This window comes from Brevibacillus sp. JNUCC-41 (assembly GCF_014844095.1).
In the GTDB taxonomy this organism is placed as follows: Bacteria; Bacillota; Bacilli; order Bacillales; family DSM-1321; genus Peribacillus; species Peribacillus aracenensis.
This window is the reverse complement of sequence record NZ_CP062163.1, coordinates 1,527,220-1,545,306: the sequence shown is the minus strand read 5'-3', so window position 1 is coordinate 1,545,306 and position 18,087 is coordinate 1,527,220. Positions and strand designations below refer to the sequence as shown.

Genomic DNA, 18,087 nt, shown 5'->3' with positions numbered 1-18,087 from the left:
ATGACAGAAAAGTTTGTTGAGATACTATCCATACCATTCATTGATAGCAATATGGACGAATTCATGAATGGAATGATCTATCCAAGATTGATGAATCAGGAAAAAACGTTTATCGTTACGGCAAATCCAGAAATAGTTGAGTATGCGAATGAACATCAGGATTATAAAGACATCATTATATCGGCTGATTACATCACTCCGGATGGCGTTGGTATTATTATGGCCTCTAAATGGCTAAATCAACCTTTACAAGAACGGATTACTGGATTCGATTTGATGAATGAATTATTTCGGTTCGCTGATGAAAAAGCGCTGAAGGTATACCTGCTTGGAGCAGAGGAAAGCGTGATTGAAGCGGCGGCCCTGAAAGTAAAAGAATCATATCCGGGTCTCGAGTTGGTGGGATACAACCATGGTTACATTGATATAAAGGATGATGCCCTGCCTAAGTCGATAGCGGATCTTGAACCTGACATCATTTTGACTGCATTAGGATTCCCTAGGCAGGAAAAATGGGTTTCCAAGCACTATGGGCTATTCAATAAGGGGTTATTCATGGGAGTTGGGGGAAGCTTTGATGTCCTTGCGGGAAAGGTGAACCGCGCCCCGGTTATCTGGCAAAAGATGCGTCTTGAATGGTTGTACCGACTGATCCAGCAACCCTCGCGCTGGAAACGGATGCTTGCGCTGCCAAGATTCGTTTTGAAGGTTAAGCGGTTAAGGAGAACGGTGCAGCGTTCCTGAATATAAGGAGTGGACTGGATGAGAATCTTGCATTTAAACGCTGGTAATGAAACTGGCGGCGGAATGTTTCATATTATGTCCTTACTGAACCAATTGAATAAAGAGGAATGTTTGCTTGGTGTATTTGAAGAAGGTGAACTTTACCGGCGGGCCATGTCTTCCGGGATACAAACCGAACTTTTCAAGCAACAATCCAAATATGACCTTTCAATTTTGAAACCTTTACGGGACTTTATCCGTCTAAATAATATAGACATCATCCATACACATGGTCCGCGGGCGAATATATATGGTGCCTTTATAAAGCGGCTCATCAAATGTCCTTGGCTTCTTACTGTTCACAGTTCACCTCATCATGACTTTTTAGGGCAGGGCGTAAAAGGGAAATTATTTACAGGCCTTCATGTAAGGTCATTTCAATATGCCGATCATATACTGGCAGTTTCCGACCGCTTTAAGCAAGACTTGATTGATCAAGGAATCCATTCTTCAAAAATAACAAAGATCCTAAACGGAATTGACTTTGAAACGGAATTGCCTTTCCCGCTTCAAAGAGAAGATTTCGGGTTTGGGAAGGATGATTTCATCGTCATCATGCCTGCAAGGCTTGAACCGGTGAAAGGTCATGAATTTGCTTTAGCGGCATTAAGTGAAGTGGTATCGGAATTCCCGAATGTAAAGCTGTTGCTTGCAGGGGACGGGAGCAGGAGATCTGCTCTGGAAGAGATGGTCTCGGAAAAGGGATTATCCGATCATGTGCACTTTTTAGGGTATCGTGAAGATTTAGAACGAATCTACCCGTTAGGGGACATCACATTATTGACTTCATTAAGCGAAAGTTTTCCACTTGTTTTACTTGAAGGAGCAAGATCGGGTCTTCCGGCAATCACGAGTGATGTCGGAGGTGTAAAGGAATTGATTCCCGATCGGAGCAAGGGCTGGATTACGGATATCGGCAATGTTGAACAGCTGAAATTGGCCATCTGCAATGCCATGGAATTAAAAAAATCCGGAGACCTGACAAAGATAGGGTCGGATTTACAAAAATTTGCAAAAAGCAACTTTTCTATAGAGATTTTAGCCAAAAACGTATATAATGTTTATTTGAGGATGAAAAATTAAAATAAGCATTTATATATAGGTTTTCATATAGATCGATACGGGTATTAGATTTTTAGTGGAATTGAGGTGGTTCTTGATGTTAATAGGGGCCTTGTTGGTAGCCTTTTTATTATCCATTTTTTTGACTCCTTTTGTCGGAAAGCTGGCCTTTAAATTAGGAGCTACCGATAAACCGAATGAGCGAAAAGTGCATAGTAAAATTATGCCGCGCATGGGCGGTTTAGCTATATTTTTGAGTTTTTTCATTACCTTCTTACTTTTCATGAATGACTTTCGGGAGCAGTTGCCCCTTCTGGTGGGAGCCCTTGTCATCATTTTGATCGGGATGGCTGATGATATTTTTGAATTAAGAGCTGCGCCCAAATTCCTGGGCCAGGTTTTGGCGGCCCTCATTATTGTATTATGGGGCGGCCTTGAAGTGGAATTCATCAATTTGCCGTTCTTTACCGATACACTTGAATTTGGTGTTTTTAGTATACCGATCACAATTTTGTGGATCGTCAGCATCATTAATGCAATCAACCTGATAGATGGACTGGATGGCCTTGCAGGCGGTGTCTCAACGATCGCATTAGTGACAATTGCAACCATGGCCCTTATTAAAGGGGACCTATTTGTTGCTATGGTCGCATTGATCGTGATTGGAAGCACTCTTGGCTTTTTGAAATATAACTTTCATCCGGCAAAGATTTTCATGGGAGATACAGGTGCATTATTCTTAGGTTACATCATTGCCGTTCTATCCCTGCTAGGGTTTAAAAACGTTACGATGATTTCATTGATCGTACCGATCATCATTTTGGGTGTTCCCATTTCGGATACATTTTTCGCGATTATCCGCAGGGTCGTCAATAAACAGCCGATCTCGGCTGCTGATAAATCCCATTTACATCACTGCTTGATAAACTTGGGATTCACTCATAAGCAGACTGTCTTGCTCATTTACGCTTTAGCTGCTTGCTTTGGCTTAGCGGCCATAATCTTTTCATTTGCAACGATGTGGGGAGCTTTGATCCTTGTGACAGGACTCTTGCTGATCATAGAGATTTTTGTGGAGAAAATTGGCTTGGTCAATTCAAACTACCAGCCGTTGCTCAAGATGCTCAACTTTAAAAACAAGCCATGACCGTTTTGGAAATAGATTACTAGATTAGCTAATATAAATAAAAGCCACCAATCGTTTAAAGAAACGGTTGGTGGCTTTTTTTGCTGTATTGAAGGCTGTCTGCTAAGCATGTCATTTCATATAAGTTAAGATAAAAAGGAAACCCCCACTCATGACGAGTGGGGGTCTCACGTTATTCTTGTATTTGTGATTGAACTGCTTCAGTTTGATTGCCTTCATTCGGTCTCAGGTTCAAGTGGGATTGAAGCAACAGCTTAGTGTTCGCTACTGATGTATCGTTCAGCTGATAATAATAGGTTCCGTTAATGGTAGAATCCTGACCTTCGAGTTTGATGGTTTCAAGATTGAGTCCTTTATCGGTAGTTACATATTTTATGAAACCTCTCATTTGTGAGAATTGAAGGTTCGTTGTCATATTGTCACCGACAGCTTCCATTACATCTGTATATTTCGTCAGTGATCCGGCAGAGGTTGCTTTGGCAATGATGGCCCTTAGGACTTCCTGCTGACGTTCACCGCGTTGGATATCACTATCCTTTTTACGTGTCCGTGCAAACGCTAATGCTTCCTCACCATCAACGGTCTGTAATCCTTCTTCAAGATGGATGGCATTCTTTTTGTCATGTGAATCGATTTCATTTATTTCATAAGGTACATCTACTTCGATACCATCCAATGAGTCTACGACATCGATGAAAGCGTTAAAGTTCATGCGAACATAATAATCGACAGGGATATCGAATAACTCCTCTACGGTGTCCATCGTCGCCTTTGGTCCGCCGGCTGCGTGGGCCGCGTTGATTTTCGTGGTTACGCCTTTGGCTGGCACGTACACATAGGAATCACGTGGAATGCTTAATAGTTTTATAGATTTTTGATCTTTATTGAATGTAGCCAGAATTAAAGCATCCGAGCGGGAATTTCCTTTTAAGTCACGGTCCTTACTATCATCGATCCCTATGAAAAGGATAGAGAAATTATCTTCGAGCGGGTCGATCGCTGCATTTCGCTTTGCTGATGCTTCCACAGGGTCATAAGAATCACTGAATACGTTCTGGGCTTTCATATACAGGGTCGCAGCATACGTAGAAGCTCCCAGACCAAGTACCAGCAGGGGAACAAGCAACAACCAAAGCCTCTTTCGCCTTTTTTTCTTAGTTTTTTTAATTTTATAAACACGCCTAGTAGTAGACATCTTTTTCTTCTCCTTTTAAATAACGAATATCAGACATATATCGCTATTTTTCGAATCCTACAGTTTATATTTCGTCATATATCACACCTAATTTTACAATGATTTAATAATTTCGTAAAATAAATATTTCTTTTCAATTATATTACAGCATAAAAAAGGAAAAATATGCAGTAGTTTATCAGGCGAATTCCTCTTCCAGATAAATCATTTCTTCCTCAGTGATATGGCCTTGACCATTTGTCAGCTCTGTAATCCATGCGGTATATGTCTCTTTTTGTGTTTCCTCGACATATACAAGGATATTGACCTGATCAAGGTACTGAATTTCCTTTATTTGATAAATGGAAGATCGCAATTCGTTTTCCAATTTCCCAAGCCAGGTATATTCGACGGTTGTCGAAATGACCCGCATTAGTTTTCTTACGACCACACCAGTGGTATTTATTCCTTCTGAAGTCGCTTTGCTGTAAGCGCGAATGAGACCGCCAGCACCAAGTTTGATGCCGCCAAAATATCGTGTGACAACAACAGCGGTGTCTTTCAGTTCTTTTTTCTTAAGTACTTCCAGGATAGGGACGCCTGCCGTTCCGCTAGGTTCCCCATCGTCGAGGGCTTTTTGGATTTGATTTTGTTCCCCGATCATATAAGCGGAACAATTATGTGTAGCATCTTTGTGCTTTTTCTTGATTTCCTGGATAAAGGCCTGTGCGGCATCTTCGGTTTCAACTCGGGCGATGTGGGAAATAAAACGGGATTTTTCAATGATGATTTCATGTTCGCCGCGGCCTGCCACCGTTAAATATTGAGTGAGCATTACTATTCCACCTTCGTACTTCCTATTAGTTGATTTATTATAAGGCTTTGCGGAAAAACTGGCAATGACGATTCATTTACATACCGCATGTGTAAAGAAACTTTAATATAAGAAAAAGCTGTACGTGTTATAATTAATTTCATTGCCTGTTATTGTTATTAGCTGGCCATATATTCTTAAAAGAATAACATTTTAGGAAAAACATGAGTTCTTTGCCATTATCCTGGCTTTGCTTTAACGCGTCCTCTCATTTCAGGGATTTTGCCATTTAATAAATGCATCTATTTCATAAGATAATCAATGGAACAGAATATCCCATTTGATTGAAAAGGATATTTTGTATTAGGATAATAGAAACAGCTTTCTGCCTTTAATAGGAAGACTTAATGGCCGGGAATATGAGATGTATAGTAAAAAGGTACATTTTAGGAAATCATAAAAGGGAATTAACGTATTTTTAATCTTTTTTTGGTACAATATGTTCATGAAGGTTACTTCATACAAAAGTTTCCTGAAATTTAGCCATTCATGAAAAAGGGAAAGAACTTTTTTCCATATACATAGTCTTTAAGACAATAAATTGTTTAAGTCTTTTGATTTAAGTGGAGGGATCTTAATGTCCATAAAAAAGGTTGATGCTAAAGCATTGGACAAGATCTTAGAAACAATGGTGAGCACTGTTAGTGAGAGTAAGGATGAGGTCTTTGATATCGGCGAACAATGCCGAAAGGATTTCGAGTCATTATCAAAAGAGCTTGATGATGTGAAAATCAGGGTTGCCATTGTGATAACCGACAGCGATGCATTGGATTCGAAAGCCAGGTTTGCTCGAAAAAGGCTTTCAGAAGTCAGTATGCACTTCAACCATTTTTCTGAAGAACAGGTGCGCGATGCTTATGAAAGGGCACATAAGCTGCAAGTCGATTTACAAATTAACCGGCAATTGGAGAAAGAGCTCCGTAATCGCCGGGATGAGCTTGAGTTAAGGTTAAGGGGTCTTCAGCAGACGATCGATAAAGCGGTGCATCTCGTTTCGCAAATATCGGTAGTGCAGAATTATTTGACACAGGATCTTAAATTTGTGGGGGAAGCCCTTCAAGAAGCGAAACGAAAACAGGACTTCGGCCTGAAAATAATCGAAGCCCAGGAGCAGGAACGTAAAAAGCTCTCACGAGAAATTCATGATGGTCCTGCGCAAATGCTGGCAAACGTCATGATGCGCTCAGACTTGATAGAACGAGTGCAGCGGGAGAGAGGCCCTGATGAAGCGTTAGTGGAAATCCGCAGTTTAAAGGTCATGGTAAGGAATGCTTTATATGAAGTGCGCAGGATCATTTATGACCTTCGCCCTATGGCGCTTGATGATTTAGGCCTTGTACCTACCCTCAGAAAGTACCTGCAAACGACCGAAGACTATAATAATGGCGTGAACCTGAATTTCGTCAACCTTGGACAGGTCAAAAGGCTTCCTTCCGATATGGAGGTCGCATTATTCAGGCTGGTCCAAGAGGCTGTACAAAATTCATTGAAGCATGCGGACCCCAAACAGATTCAAGTTAAACTGTCCATTTCCAAGGAGATGGTAACCGTCGTCGTCAAAGATGATGGAAAGGGGTTTGACTCTTCGATTCAAAAAGAAGGTTCATTTGGCTTGGTAGGAATGAGGGAAAGGGTCGAGCTGCTGGAGGGTGAAATGACGATCGATTCACAACCGGGGGCAGGCACTTTGGTATTTATACAAGTTCCCTACCATGATAAATTATAGAGAATAGACATATTAAATAGAAACTAGGAGGAAGAAGCCGTTGAAGACTAGTATCATCATTATCGATGACCATCAGCTTTTCCGTGAAGGCGTAAAGCGCATATTAGATTTTGAATCATCCTTTGATGTTGTTGCCGAGGGTGATGACGGAAGCGAAGCGATGGACCTCGTTGAAACACATAAACCTGATGTTGTTATCATGGATATCAACATGCCGACCATGAATGGGGTCGAAGCCACAAAAATGCTCGTGAACCGTTACCCTGAAACAAAAGTCATCATCCTTTCCATTCATGATGATGAAAACTACGTGCAGCATGCATTGAAAACAGGAGCACAAGGTTATCTTTTGAAAGAAATGGACGCAGATGCGTTGATTGATGCTGTGCGTGTAGTCGCTGAAGGCGGCTCATACCTTCATCCGAAGGTGACTCATAATTTAGTTAAAGAATATCGCCGCTTAGCAGCTGAAGAGGGTGCTGATCGTGATTCCGTACATACGATAGAAATCAGGAGGCCTCTTCACCTATTGACTCGACGGGAATGTGAAGTGCTTCAACTTTTAGCGGACGGGAAAAGCAACCGGGCTATCGGAGAAACTCTATATATCAGTGAAAAGACAGTCAAGAACCATGTGAGTAACATTCTACAGAAGATGAATGTGAATGACCGTACACAAGCGGTTGTCCTAGCTATTAAAAATGGCTGGGTGGAAGTGAAGTAATTAAAGCGTTCGATAAGTCCGGCTCTTCAGATACCGCAATGCGTGCTGAAGGGCCGGATTTTTTTGGGTGGATAACTGATTCATATTCTTGGTTTCATAATGCAGAAAGCTATTAATGCAAATAAAGGTATTTTCAGATAGAATGGTGAATATGATACAGAGTAAATTTTTATAAGGATGGTACTATTATGAAAACCGCAGTCGTAACAGATAGCACTGCATATATACCTAAGGAAATACGTGATCGTTTACATATACATATGATGCCGCTTAATGTCATTTTTTCCAATGAAGCTTACCGGGAGGAAGTTGATATAACTGCGGATGAGTTTTATGAGGAAGTAAAGATGCAGGAGAAATTGCCGACCACTTCACAGCCGCCAATCGGGAAGTTTGTCGAGAAGTTCGAGGAACTGCAAAAAGAATATGATGATGTTATTTCCATTCATTTATCGAGCGGCATCAGCGGAACGTATCAAGGAGCGGTATCTGCGGGTGAAATGGTGGAAGGGATTAGGGTTCATGCCTTTGATTCGGAAATCAGCTGCATGGTACAGGGGTTTTACGTGATCGAGGCGGCAAAGATGGCACTTGATGGTAAAGGTGCAGAAGAAATCATGGCAAGGCTCGAAGAAATGAAACCATCGGTAAGGGCGTACTTCATGGCAGATGACCTATCCCATCTGCAGCGCGGCGGACGCTTAAGCAGTGCCCAAGCGTTGATTGGCAGCCTGCTTCAAGTGAAGCCTGTCCTGCATTTTGTTGATAAAGTCATCGTCCCGTTCGAAAAAATCCGTACAAGAAAAAAAGCGATGAAACGGATTGCCGATTTACTTGGGGAAGACGCGGCAATCGGCGAGAAGTATAAAGCCGTCATCATTCATGCAAAAAGGGAAAGTGAGGCTAAAGACTGGAAAGCCGAACTTGAAGCCCGGTTCCCAAATGTCGAGTTCGACATCAGCTATTTCGGTCCGGTAATCGGAACGCATCTGGGAGAAGGTTCAATGGGGATGGGCTGGTATAAAATTTAAGCTGTGACGCCTTTACTAAGTGAAAGGCGTTTTTTCATGGAGTAAAAAGGAATCCGGGAGTAAAAAGCGAATGATAAGGGGGAGTGTAATTTATTAAGAAAAGGAGGTTGCAATTTGGTAAACATGAGCATTTCCCCCCCTTATTCCCTGGAACTTCAGAACCATCTCACCGGAAAACACCTTTTGGCCTTCGAAATCCCCTTCTCCCAAGAACTCCTCGCAGAGCACCTCAAGAATGGGTATGTCTCGGAAACTTGCGGCGTGCAATCGGGGAACGGCAGTTATAATTGTGTACGCTGCGGTAACAAAGACCAAACGTTGTTTTATACATTCCCTTGCAAGATTTGCAAGCAAGATTGCACCTACTGCCGCTCATGCGTCATGATGGGACGGGTCAGTGAATGTGCAAAGCTTTATAGGTGGACCGGGCCCTGCATTCAGTTTGCGATTCCTGACAATGTGATGAGGTGGGCAGGCACTTTATCGGCAGGTCAACAGAATGCCTCCGACTGTGTCGTTGAAGCCGTGAACGGAAAAGATGAATTCCTGGTATGGGCCGTATGCGGGGCAGGGAAGACGGAGGTCTTATTTCCAGCGATTGAGGCAGCGTTGCATGCCGGGAAACGGATTTGTTTGGCAACACCGCGGACCGATGTCGTTCTCGAACTCTCCCCAAGGTTAAAAAAAGCCTTTCCTGCCATTGACGTCACGCCCCTTTATGCCGGCAGTGCAGATAGACATGGCTTTTCGCCGCTGACCGTTGCCACGACACATCAGCTTTTCCGTTTTATTGAAGCTTTCGATGTCATCATCGTTGATGAAGTCGACGCGTTTCCCTACTCCATTGACGATTCTCTGCATTATGCGGTTAATAAATCGAAAAAGGATTCTGCGGCAACCATCTATTTGACCGCCACACCCTCGAAACGAATGAAGCGGCTATACCGAAGCGGTAAATTGAAAGCCGTCATAATCCCGGCCCGTTATCATCGTCAGCCAATTCCTGTCCCTGGAATGAAGTGGACCGGCAATTGGCAAAAACTATTCCTTCAACAAAAGATTCCCCCCGCAATCACCGGATGGGTAAGTGAACGCCTTAAGCAGCATATCCCCTTCCTATTGTTTTTTCCAAGCATTCAAGTGATGGAGCAGGCCATTCCGCTGTTCCAAAGACTGTCCCCAAAATTATCGATTGTCCACTCCCGGCACCCTGATCGAAAGGAAAGGGTAATGGCACTAAGGAATGGAATGATTCCAGGATTACTGACAACGACCATCCTAGAACGCGGCGTGACAATTGATCGGTTGGAAGTAGCCGTGATCGGTGCTGAACATGAAGTGTTTTCTGAAAGTGCCCTCGTCCAGATTGCCGGCAGGGTAGGGAGGAGCTTTGCTAACCCTGCCGGGACGATCACCTTTTTTCATTACGGTAAAAGTGAAGCGATGGTCGAGGCGGTTCACCATATACAAATGATGAATAAAGATGCCATGAAAAGGGGGCTGCTCGATGAATAGATGTCTTGTTTGTGATGAGGGAATGAAGCCGGCTTTCACATGGAGGAGCTTGCTTAAGCGGGCCGAGGCAAGGGCAATCTGCGAAGGATGTGAGGGGAAACTTAATAGGATCACCGGGGACACATGTACAATGTGCTCAAGGGAGTTGGACAGGGAATATAGGACCGGTGACCTCTGTCTGGATTGTTCAAGATGGGAAAGGGATGTGGAGTGGGGAGGCTATTTGTCGAAGAACATATCGCTATTTCATTATAATGAATGCTTAAAAGATATTATTGCTAAATATAAGTACCGGGGGGATTATGCATTAGCTGAGGTTTTCGCCCCTTTTTTGAAAGAAAGGTTAAAGGAAATGGAATTTGACCTGGTAACGGCCATCCCGCTTAGTCATGAACGGCTTAAGGAGCGGGGATTCAACCAAGGGCAGGCTTTGGCAGATCTCATTGGACTTCAAACCGTTGAGACCTTGACGAGAATCCATACGGAAAAACAATCAAAGAAATCACGGCAAGAGAGAATCTCATTACCGCAGGTTTTTCAGGTCATGCAATCTGATTTGCTGGAGCGTAAATCTATATTGATCATCGATGACATTTACACGACAGGCACAACGCTTAGGCATGCAGCGAAAGCATTGATAACGGCTGGGGCCAAAGAAGTATCATCCATCACCCTGGCTAGGTGAAACAGCTTATTTTAATGAACATCCCTAAAGTATCGCCGGGATTATTCGATATATACACTAAAGAATAATCGCTGTGATGGTGAAGGAGGGGCCTCGATGGAAGTATTCAACTGTCCAAGCTGTAATTCGTTATTCGTTATGACGAAATTCCGGGATGTATGCGATGCCTGTTATAAAGAAGAAGAAGCCCAATATGATAAAGTATATGCATATATTCGCAAGAAAATAAATAGAACGGCGTCCATGATGCAGGTGGTCAAGGACACCGGCGTTGAAGAAACATTAATAATCAAATTTGTAAGAATTGGAAAGCTGAGGGTTTCGCAGTTTCCCAATCTGGGAATTCCATGTGAAAGGTGCGGCGCTAATATCAAGAGCGGAAGGTTATGCGGCAAATGCGGCGATTCACTGCGATCGGATTTGCAGGCATTTGAAAATGAGGAAAAGCGCCTGACTGAAATTCAAGGAAATGATAAAAAAAACACGTACTACATGAAGGATGATCAAAAAGGATAAATCATGGAAACGTGTTGAGGTATTTGTTAAAATATTCGATATTGAGAACAATATTCGACAATGGGTGTCGAAGGAAAGATACAGGAAACAATTAAAGAAATCCAATCCTTGTCGATAATAAAGATAGGGAGAACAACACAGTCCAGAGCCATTTTCATGTGTTAGGAATCAGCATAATGGGATTTATAAAATCGACCGAAGGAGAGGATCTGGAATATGAAAATCAATAACGTCGGTATGACAGGTGTTAACCCTTATAAACTACAAGCCAATAAAACGGGGAATATCCAAGAATCCAAGGCCAAATCCTCGGATAAAGTTGAAATTTCTTCAGCGGCAAAAGAAATGCAGCAATCATCCCCGATTCTTGCTGCAAGGCAAGCAAAAGTGGAAGAATTGAAAATCCAAGTTGAAAAAGGAAATTATAAATTGAATGCACAGGCAACGGCTAAGGGTCTTATCGACTTTTACCGGAAATGAATTTTCAATGAAAAAGCTTGAATGAAGTGGACGGAGCCATTTTCCGTCCTTCATTTATGAGCGGAGGAGGCAGGAAAATGTCTGCACGGAATATCATCGGATCGCTTGAAAAATTGATCAAGCTTCATAAAAGCTTCAATCAATTGGCGATAAAGAAAACGGCCATTTTGAAAGCAAATGATACCGAGGCGATTACTGCCCTGCTGATTTCGGAACAAAAGCATATTAAAGCCATCAGTCAAACGGATAAGGAAAGGGAAAGGGCAGTCGGGGAATTCATTGCAGCCAATGGAACGGTGGGACAGCCTGCCTCCATCCATACCGTGACGGAGCTGACAGGACCTGAAGAAACGGAAGTCCTTGAAATGCTAAAAGCGGAATTGATTGGTGAAGTGGCAAAGCTGAAGGAGAGGAACGGTTTAAATCAGCAATTGATCTATCAGTCCCTTCAATTCATCAATGTCTCTTTGGATATTCTGAGGCCGCGGAACCAGAATCTGAATTACGGGGATTCGGTTAGGAAAACGGCGAAAATCGGCATGGGAATGTTTGATTCCAAAGCATAAGAAGCAGAAAAAGATGGAGGTGCGAGCAAATGATTTCAACCTTTATGGGTCTTGAGACCGCCAAGCGCGGATTATCCACCTCTCAAGGAGCCTTATATACAACAGGAAATAATGTGGCCAATGCCAATACATTAGGATATTCAAGGCAGCGGGTCAACTTGGTCCAGACGTCGGGCTTTCCTACTGTCGGTTTGAACAGCCCGCGTGTTGCCGGCCAAATCGGGACAGGGGTGGCAGCTGAAACGGTTCAGCGGATCCGCGACAGTTTCCTGGATGCACAATACAGGACACAAAGTAATAAAATCGGTTATTACGGGGCCATGAGTGAATCCCTGACGAAAATGGAAGGGGTCATGAACGAACCGACCGACAGCGGATTAGCCGCCACGATGGAGAAGTTCTGGAATTCGCTGCAGGGGCTGACGGCCAATACGGAAAACTCCGGGGCCCGTGAAGTCGTTGCCTCGACGGGGGTCATGGTCGCGGATACCCTGAACTACTACTACAACTCGCTAACAAGTGTTCAAACGGATATCGGCAATCAGATAAACGTCAAAGCGAACGAAATCAATACGCTCATCAGCAGTATTGATCAGCTTAACCAACAGATCAGTAAAGTGGAGCCGCATGGTTATATCCCCAATGACCTTTATGATAAACGTGATGTACTCGTGGACAATCTCTCGCAGCTTGTCAGCATTAAAGTGAATAACGTCATTCCGACGGATTACGGCAGGGCCAGCGATGTGGCTACAGGGCTATACAACATCGAATTGATGCAAGAAGACGGTTCATCTTTCGTACCGCCCATCAATCTTGTCAGTGTTAACCAAACCGGGATGGTGGGAACTTCGAAAGTTGAAGTTAGCCATGATAAAAAGACAGGTATGGTAGACGGATTGAAGTTTGGTTCGAAAACATTGACGGATTACAAATTCTCGGGAGAACTATCCGGTTTGATCAAAAGCTTCGGCTATAAGAAGGCTGATGGAACGATCGGCGGCGCTTATCCTGATATGTTGAAAAAGCTCGATAATATGACGACGGCTTTTGTGAATGAGTTCAATGCCATCCATAAACAAGGGTATGCCTTAGGTGATGACAGCACTTCAGCATTGAACTTCTTTGAACTTGAACCTGGTAAGAGTGCCGCCCAAAGCATCAAGGTGAATGGTGAAATCATTAAGGATCCCACAAAAATAGCCGCAGGCGGAAAAAGCGGAGGGGCATCCGGTGATAATGAAAATGCAAAACTCCTGGCTGACCTTAAAAAGAAGGCGTTCAGTGAGTACTTGACTAAAGACCAAAACTCTGTCGAATTGACGGGAAGCTTCGATACCTATTATTCCGGTATCATCGGAAAGCTTGGCGTGGATTCCCAAAGCGCCCAAAAGAACCTTTCCAATTCTGTCGTGCTTGCTGCCTCGGTCAATCAAAATAGGGAGTCCGTCAGTTCCGTATCCCTTGATGAAGAAATGACGGACATGATCAAATTCCAGCAGGCATACAACGCATCTGCAAGAATGATGACGATGATGGATGAAATGCTCGATAAAATAATTAACGGAATGGGTACGGTAGGCCGATAAATAGGAGGGGACGAACATGCGGGTAACGCAATCGATGCTAACCAATAATATGTTGAGCAATTTAAGCAACAGTTACGAAAAGATGTCCAAGCTGCAAGAGCAGGTTTCCTCGCAAAAGAAATTCTCCAAACCATCCGATAACCCTGTTGCGGCCATGATGGGAATGGGGTACCGGACAAACCTCAATCAAATAGGGCAGTATCAAAGTAACATTGCCGAGGCGACCAATTGGATCGACAGCACGGATGATGCCATTACGGAAGCGGTTTCCGCCATGCAGCGGATTCGTGAATTAACCGTTCAAGGAAGCAATGGCACGTATGAAGGGGAACAACTTAAAACGATTACTGAAGAAATTAAACAATTAAAAGAACATCTCATAACTCTTGGCGACACACAGATTGGCGGGAAATATATTTTCAACGGTCAGGATACGAATGTGAGGCCATCGTCCGTTAAAGATGCGAATGGAAATACGGTGTATGGCACAGGGGATATAAACCTTGAAGTGTTTTCCGGGATTTCCCTTAAAATCAATACGGACGGTTCCAAGATTTTTGGTGATGCACTCGCTGCCGGCGGAAGCATCGACCAGACGATCGAGGCACTCGAAAACGGCGGGGACGTAAGCGGCACACTGGAAGCACTTGATGCAACGATAAATAATTTCTTAGGCATGCAGGCACAGGTTGGTGCTAGGCAGAATCGGATTGAGCTGATGACGGACCGTCTCAAGCAGCAGGAGGTTTTTGCCACTGAAATCCTTTCGAAAAATGAGGATGTCGATATCGAAAAGGCGATCATGGATTTGACGACCCAGGAAAGTGTCCATAGTGCTGCTTTAAGCATCGGCGCAAAAATCATGCAACCGAGTTTATTGGATTTTCTTCGCTAAGCTATTCTTAAATGGATAGCTTTTTTCTATAAGGAGTGTTGATGATGCAGATTCCACAAATCAGATTGCAATCCACCCCCATGAAGATTGGATTGAATCTAGAGCAGCCTGTACAGCAAATCGAACAGAAGGCGGCGGTCCAATCTATCGAACAGCCGCAAGCCATACTGGAGATTCAAACGACACCAGGCAAGCTGACGATCGATCAGTCACAAGCAAGGGAAGACATGGATTTGAAAAGCCTCTCAAGAAGAGTCGATGAATTTGCAAAGCAGGGATATCAGGATTGGCTGGCGGGTATGGCAAGACGTGCCCAGCAGGGAACGGAACTGAGGCATATTGAAAAAGGCGGCAATCCAATCGCTGAACAGGCCAGGCAAAACAGCAAAGGGCCTGATAAGCAATTCAAACTCGGATGGATTCCCTCTCATTTCAGCGTGAAGCTGGACTACGAGCCGGCCCGAGTGGAGATTGAAGCAACCGTACAAAAACCGATCATTGATGCTCAAATCAATGGGGCGATCCATACTTACACACCAGGAAGTGTGGATGTGGAAATTCTACAAAAAAATGCGCTGGATATAGATTTCATCAATTTATTTCCAGATGAGATAGGGCAGTGAAAACATAGATGATCATACAAACAAAATTTCATGGCGAACTCGAATTAGCAGAGAAAGAGATTTATATATTTGAAAACGGGATACCAGGGTTTTTAGAAGAAAAACAGTTTTGCTTGCTAGCTTTGGATGACACGCCCTTTTTCGTCCTGCAATCGATAGAAACAAAAGGGCTTGCCTTCATTGTAACGGACCCTTTTGAAGTGTTTCACGATTACGAAGTGAAGCTCACGGATGAGGTGTTATCTTCTTTACAAATTGAAACGGAACTGGAAGTCATCACTTTCGTCATCTTAACGATCCAGGACCCTTTCAATGAAACGACGGCCAATCTACAGGCTCCCATCATCATAAACGGCCCCAAAAAAGTCGGTAAGCAATTTATCATGAATGCTAGTGAATACCGTACAAAGCACAGACTGTTTGAACCTCCAACAGAACAGGGGGGGAAATGATGCTCGTTTTGACCAGAAAACCAAATGAAGCGATCATGATCGGCGATGATATCGAGATTACGATCCTGTCCGTTGAGGGGGAACAGATTAAACTGGGGATCAATGCCCCTAAAAACGTCGATATCCATAGGAAGGAAGTCTATCTGTCCATCCAGCAGGAAAATAGAACAGCCTCAAAAACAGAAACCAATTTTCTGGAAAATATAAATGAGCATTTCAAGAAAAAATCTTAAAATCCGCTAAATATGTTTCCAAGCAGGTCGATATTAACTATACAACGATGGGTAGTGAAATAGGCGGCCGACTTATTCACTGCCCATCGTAAACAACCACATGGACGTGGGGACTTAAGACTCAAGGAGGAAACAAAAATGATTATCAATCACAATATCACAGCTCTTAACACGCACCGTCAATTAGGTGCAGCAACGAATGCACAATCTAAATCGATGGAGAAACTTGCATCAGGTATGCGTATCAATCGTGCAGGCGATGACGCAGCTGGTCTTGCAATCTCTGAAAAAATGCGTGGACAAATCCGCGGTCTGGATCAAGCTTCTCGTAATGCTCAAGATGGTATTAGCTTAATCCAAACAGCTGAAGGTGCATTAAACGAAACTCACGACATTCTACAACGTATGCGTGAACTTGCTGTTCAATCTTCAAATGACACAAACACGGATACTGACCGTGCTGAACTTCAAAAAGAAGTGGATCAACTGTCTCAAGAGATCACTCGTGTTGCTGAAAACACTGAGTTCAACACGAAGAAATTGATCAACGGTGATGCTAAAGATGTAACTTTCCACATCGGTGCTAACGAAGGTCAAAACATTAAATTGACTATCAACAATATGGATGCTGATTCTTTAGGCGTACAAGGTCAAATCGGAGATAAGACTGCTCTTGAAGGTAACAGTGAAATCGAAATTAGAAACGACAAGGGTGAAGCGGTTAAAGTCACATTCACAGCTGCTGGAGACAAAGATGCTGCTGCTGTAAATGAAACAACTGCTACATTAAGTGATGATGGTAAAACACTTACTATCACATTAGCTCAAGAAGCTGGGGATACTACTAATCCTGGTGCTATTTCAGCTAAACAGCAAGATGTTTTAGATGCAATTAATAAAGCGAGCAAGGGATCAGTAATAGCTACCGTTGTTGATGGTGGGGATCTTACTCAGGCTGCTACTGTAGGTGCTGATACCACAACTTCAACTACATTAAACAAAGATGCTACAAAAGGTATCAACATTTCTGATCAAAAATCTGCATCTGATTCAATCAAAACGATTGAAAATGCGATTACAACAGTATCAGCAGAACGTTCTAAATTGGGTGCAAACCAAAACCGTTTAGAACATACAATTAACAACTTGAGCACTTCTTCAGAGAACTTAACTGCTGCAGAATCTCGTATCCGAGACACCGACATGGCTAAGACTATGATGGATCAAACTAAGAACTCCATTCTTTCTCAAGCAGCACAAGCCATGCTCGCGCAAGCAAACCAGCAACCCCAGGGCGTTCTTCAATTACTTCGTTAATTGGATAGTTAGCCTAACAATAAAGGGTCTGACACTTTGTGTTAGGCTCTTTTATTTGTACTGATTGAAGGGTGTAAGGAACATTACGATGCAGAAAAAAGGGATTACTGACCTTTAAAAAGTAAGGGACCATTCGTTTATCTATCTGCAAGGAATCTTATGGCTACAATCATAATGACTTCATTGAGTGTGATGGTACTACAAAATCCGTAGATGAAGATGTGATTGTGTATGGTGAAATGACTGGTAAACACGCTATCAATCACAAGCTGGATGGGATATTCCATTCTTCCTAGTATGTTCGCAGGTTCATTTGAATAAAAAGGGAAGTCCTATAAATATAATCGTCAGTCATAATTTTTTTCGAACGTAGAGAAGTGATTATCACCTCAGTTTTAATCTTTTAATTTTTTTAAAAAGAATGTAGGTAAAAGGATTTCCATCTAAATGCTAAAACAAAGTTGATTGGAACGTAAGGTGCGAGACTCCTGCGGGAATACGAACCCCGCAGGCGCAAAACCGCCAAGGAGGCTCCCGGACCGCCCGCGGAAAGCGAGTGCCTGAAGTGGAAATCAACTAGACTCAAGTTATTCTTCTGGAGTTTTTTAGTAGAATCTCTTTTATAGAAAAGGTCAAAAAGCTTTACTAAATATAAAACTGTAAGAACCGATATAAAAAGTAAAGACATTATATGG

General features: G+C 43.0%; 19 protein-coding genes. 17 read left to right on the top strand and 2 right to left on the bottom strand.

Annotated features, from left to right (window positions below):
• The 3 genes from JNUCC41_RS07720 (at nt 1) to JNUCC41_RS07710 (ending at nt 2,992) form a co-directional block, all read left to right on the top strand.
• A complete protein-coding gene (locus JNUCC41_RS07720) occupies nt 1–744 on the top strand; it encodes a WecB/TagA/CpsF family glycosyltransferase (protein WP_192207186.1) in 744 nt (247 codons plus the stop codon).
• An 18-nt stretch (nt 745–762) separates the two neighbouring features.
• A complete protein-coding gene (locus JNUCC41_RS07715) occupies nt 763–1,866 on the top strand; it encodes a glycosyltransferase family 4 protein (protein WP_192207184.1) in 1,104 nt (367 codons plus the stop codon).
• A 76-nt stretch (nt 1,867–1,942) separates the two neighbouring features.
• Complete coding sequence (locus tag JNUCC41_RS07710) at nt 1,943–2,992, top strand: glycosyltransferase family 4 protein (protein WP_192207182.1); 1,050 nt, start codon at nt 1,943–1,945, stop codon at nt 2,990–2,992.
• A gap of 172 nt (nt 2,993–3,164) precedes the next feature.
• Here JNUCC41_RS07710 and JNUCC41_RS07705 read toward each other — a convergent pair whose 3' ends face one another.
• Together JNUCC41_RS07705 and JNUCC41_RS07700 are read right to left on the bottom strand one after the other, a co-directional pair.
• Entirely contained in the window at nt 3,165–4,187 is a 1,023-nt protein-coding gene (locus tag JNUCC41_RS07705) for an LCP family protein (RefSeq protein WP_192207180.1), read from the bottom strand.
• 178 nt (nt 4,188–4,365) lie between these two features.
• Nucleotides 4,366–5,001 carry a YigZ family protein gene (locus JNUCC41_RS07700; protein ID WP_192207178.1) on the bottom strand — a complete coding sequence of 212 codons (636 nt, stop codon included), beginning with the start codon at nt 4,999–5,001 and terminating at the stop codon, nt 4,366–4,368.
• Between the two features lie 616 nt (nt 5,002–5,617).
• Here JNUCC41_RS07700 and JNUCC41_RS07695 point away from each other — a divergent pair.
• The 14 genes from JNUCC41_RS07695 to JNUCC41_RS07630 all read left to right on the top strand — a co-directional run bounded on the left by JNUCC41_RS07695 (nt 5,618) and on the right by JNUCC41_RS07630 (nt 17,392).
• Nucleotides 5,618–6,766, top strand: a complete 1,149-nt coding sequence (locus JNUCC41_RS07695) for a sensor histidine kinase (RefSeq protein WP_192207176.1) — start codon at nt 5,618–5,620, stop codon at nt 6,764–6,766.
• Nucleotides 6,767–6,806: 40 nt separating this feature from the next.
• Nucleotides 6,807–7,490, top strand: coding sequence for a response regulator (locus JNUCC41_RS07690; RefSeq protein ID WP_076368292.1), 684 nt, complete (start codon nt 6,807–6,809; stop codon nt 7,488–7,490).
• Nucleotides 7,491–7,678: 188 nt separating this feature from the next.
• Entirely contained in the window at nt 7,679–8,521 is an 843-nt protein-coding gene (locus JNUCC41_RS07685) for a DegV family protein (RefSeq protein ID WP_192207174.1), read from the top strand.
• Nucleotides 8,522–8,644: 123 nt separating this feature from the next.
• Entirely contained in the window at nt 8,645–10,036 is a 1,392-nt protein-coding gene (locus JNUCC41_RS07680; protein WP_228467638.1) for an ATP-dependent helicase ComFA, read from the top strand.
• Nucleotides 10,029–10,721 (top strand): ComFC family protein, encoded by a 693-nt coding sequence (locus JNUCC41_RS07675; RefSeq protein ID WP_192207172.1) that lies wholly within the window; start codon nt 10,029–10,031, stop codon nt 10,719–10,721. The genes JNUCC41_RS07680 and JNUCC41_RS07675 overlap by 8 nt, the downstream gene beginning before the upstream one ends.
• A gap of 96 nt (nt 10,722–10,817) precedes the next feature.
• Nucleotides 10,818–11,237 carry a TIGR03826 family flagellar region protein gene (locus JNUCC41_RS07670; protein ID WP_192207170.1) on the top strand — a complete coding sequence of 140 codons (420 nt, stop codon included), beginning with the start codon at nt 10,818–10,820 and terminating at the stop codon, nt 11,235–11,237.
• Nucleotides 11,238–11,453: 216 nt separating this feature from the next.
• Nucleotides 11,454–11,717 carry a flagellar biosynthesis anti-sigma factor FlgM gene (gene flgM, locus JNUCC41_RS07665; RefSeq protein ID WP_192207168.1) on the top strand — a complete coding sequence of 88 codons (264 nt, stop codon included), beginning with the start codon at nt 11,454–11,456 and terminating at the stop codon, nt 11,715–11,717.
• A gap of 77 nt (nt 11,718–11,794) precedes the next feature.
• A complete protein-coding gene (locus JNUCC41_RS07660) occupies nt 11,795–12,283 on the top strand; it encodes a flagellar protein FlgN (RefSeq protein WP_192207166.1) in 489 nt (162 codons plus the stop codon).
• Between the two features lie 29 nt (nt 12,284–12,312).
• A complete protein-coding gene (gene flgK / locus JNUCC41_RS07655; RefSeq protein WP_192207164.1) occupies nt 12,313–13,872 on the top strand; it encodes a flagellar hook-associated protein FlgK in 1,560 nt (519 codons plus the stop codon).
• Nucleotides 13,873–13,888: 16 nt separating this feature from the next.
• On the top strand, nt 13,889–14,767 hold the full coding sequence (gene flgL / locus JNUCC41_RS07650; RefSeq protein ID WP_192207162.1) for a flagellar hook-associated protein FlgL: 879 nt from the start codon (nt 13,889–13,891) through the stop codon (nt 14,765–14,767).
• A gap of 44 nt (nt 14,768–14,811) precedes the next feature.
• Nucleotides 14,812–15,390 carry a DUF6470 family protein gene (locus tag JNUCC41_RS07645; RefSeq protein ID WP_192207160.1) on the top strand — a complete coding sequence of 193 codons (579 nt, stop codon included), beginning with the start codon at nt 14,812–14,814 and terminating at the stop codon, nt 15,388–15,390.
• A gap of 8 nt (nt 15,391–15,398) precedes the next feature.
• A complete protein-coding gene (fliW, locus tag JNUCC41_RS07640) occupies nt 15,399–15,842 on the top strand; it encodes a flagellar assembly protein FliW (protein ID WP_192207158.1) in 444 nt (147 codons plus the stop codon).
• Nucleotides 15,842–16,075, top strand: coding sequence for a carbon storage regulator CsrA (csrA, locus tag JNUCC41_RS07635; protein ID WP_192207156.1), 234 nt, complete (start codon nt 15,842–15,844; stop codon nt 16,073–16,075). Before fliW ends, csrA begins: the two co-directional genes overlap by 1 nt.
• Nucleotides 16,076–16,213: 138 nt before the next feature.
• Nucleotides 16,214–17,392: a flagellin N-terminal helical domain-containing protein gene (locus tag JNUCC41_RS07630; protein ID WP_192207154.1), complete on the top strand. Its 1,179-nt coding sequence runs from the start codon at nt 16,214–16,216 to the stop codon at nt 17,390–17,392.
• Nucleotides 17,393–18,087: the final 695 nt, after the last annotated feature.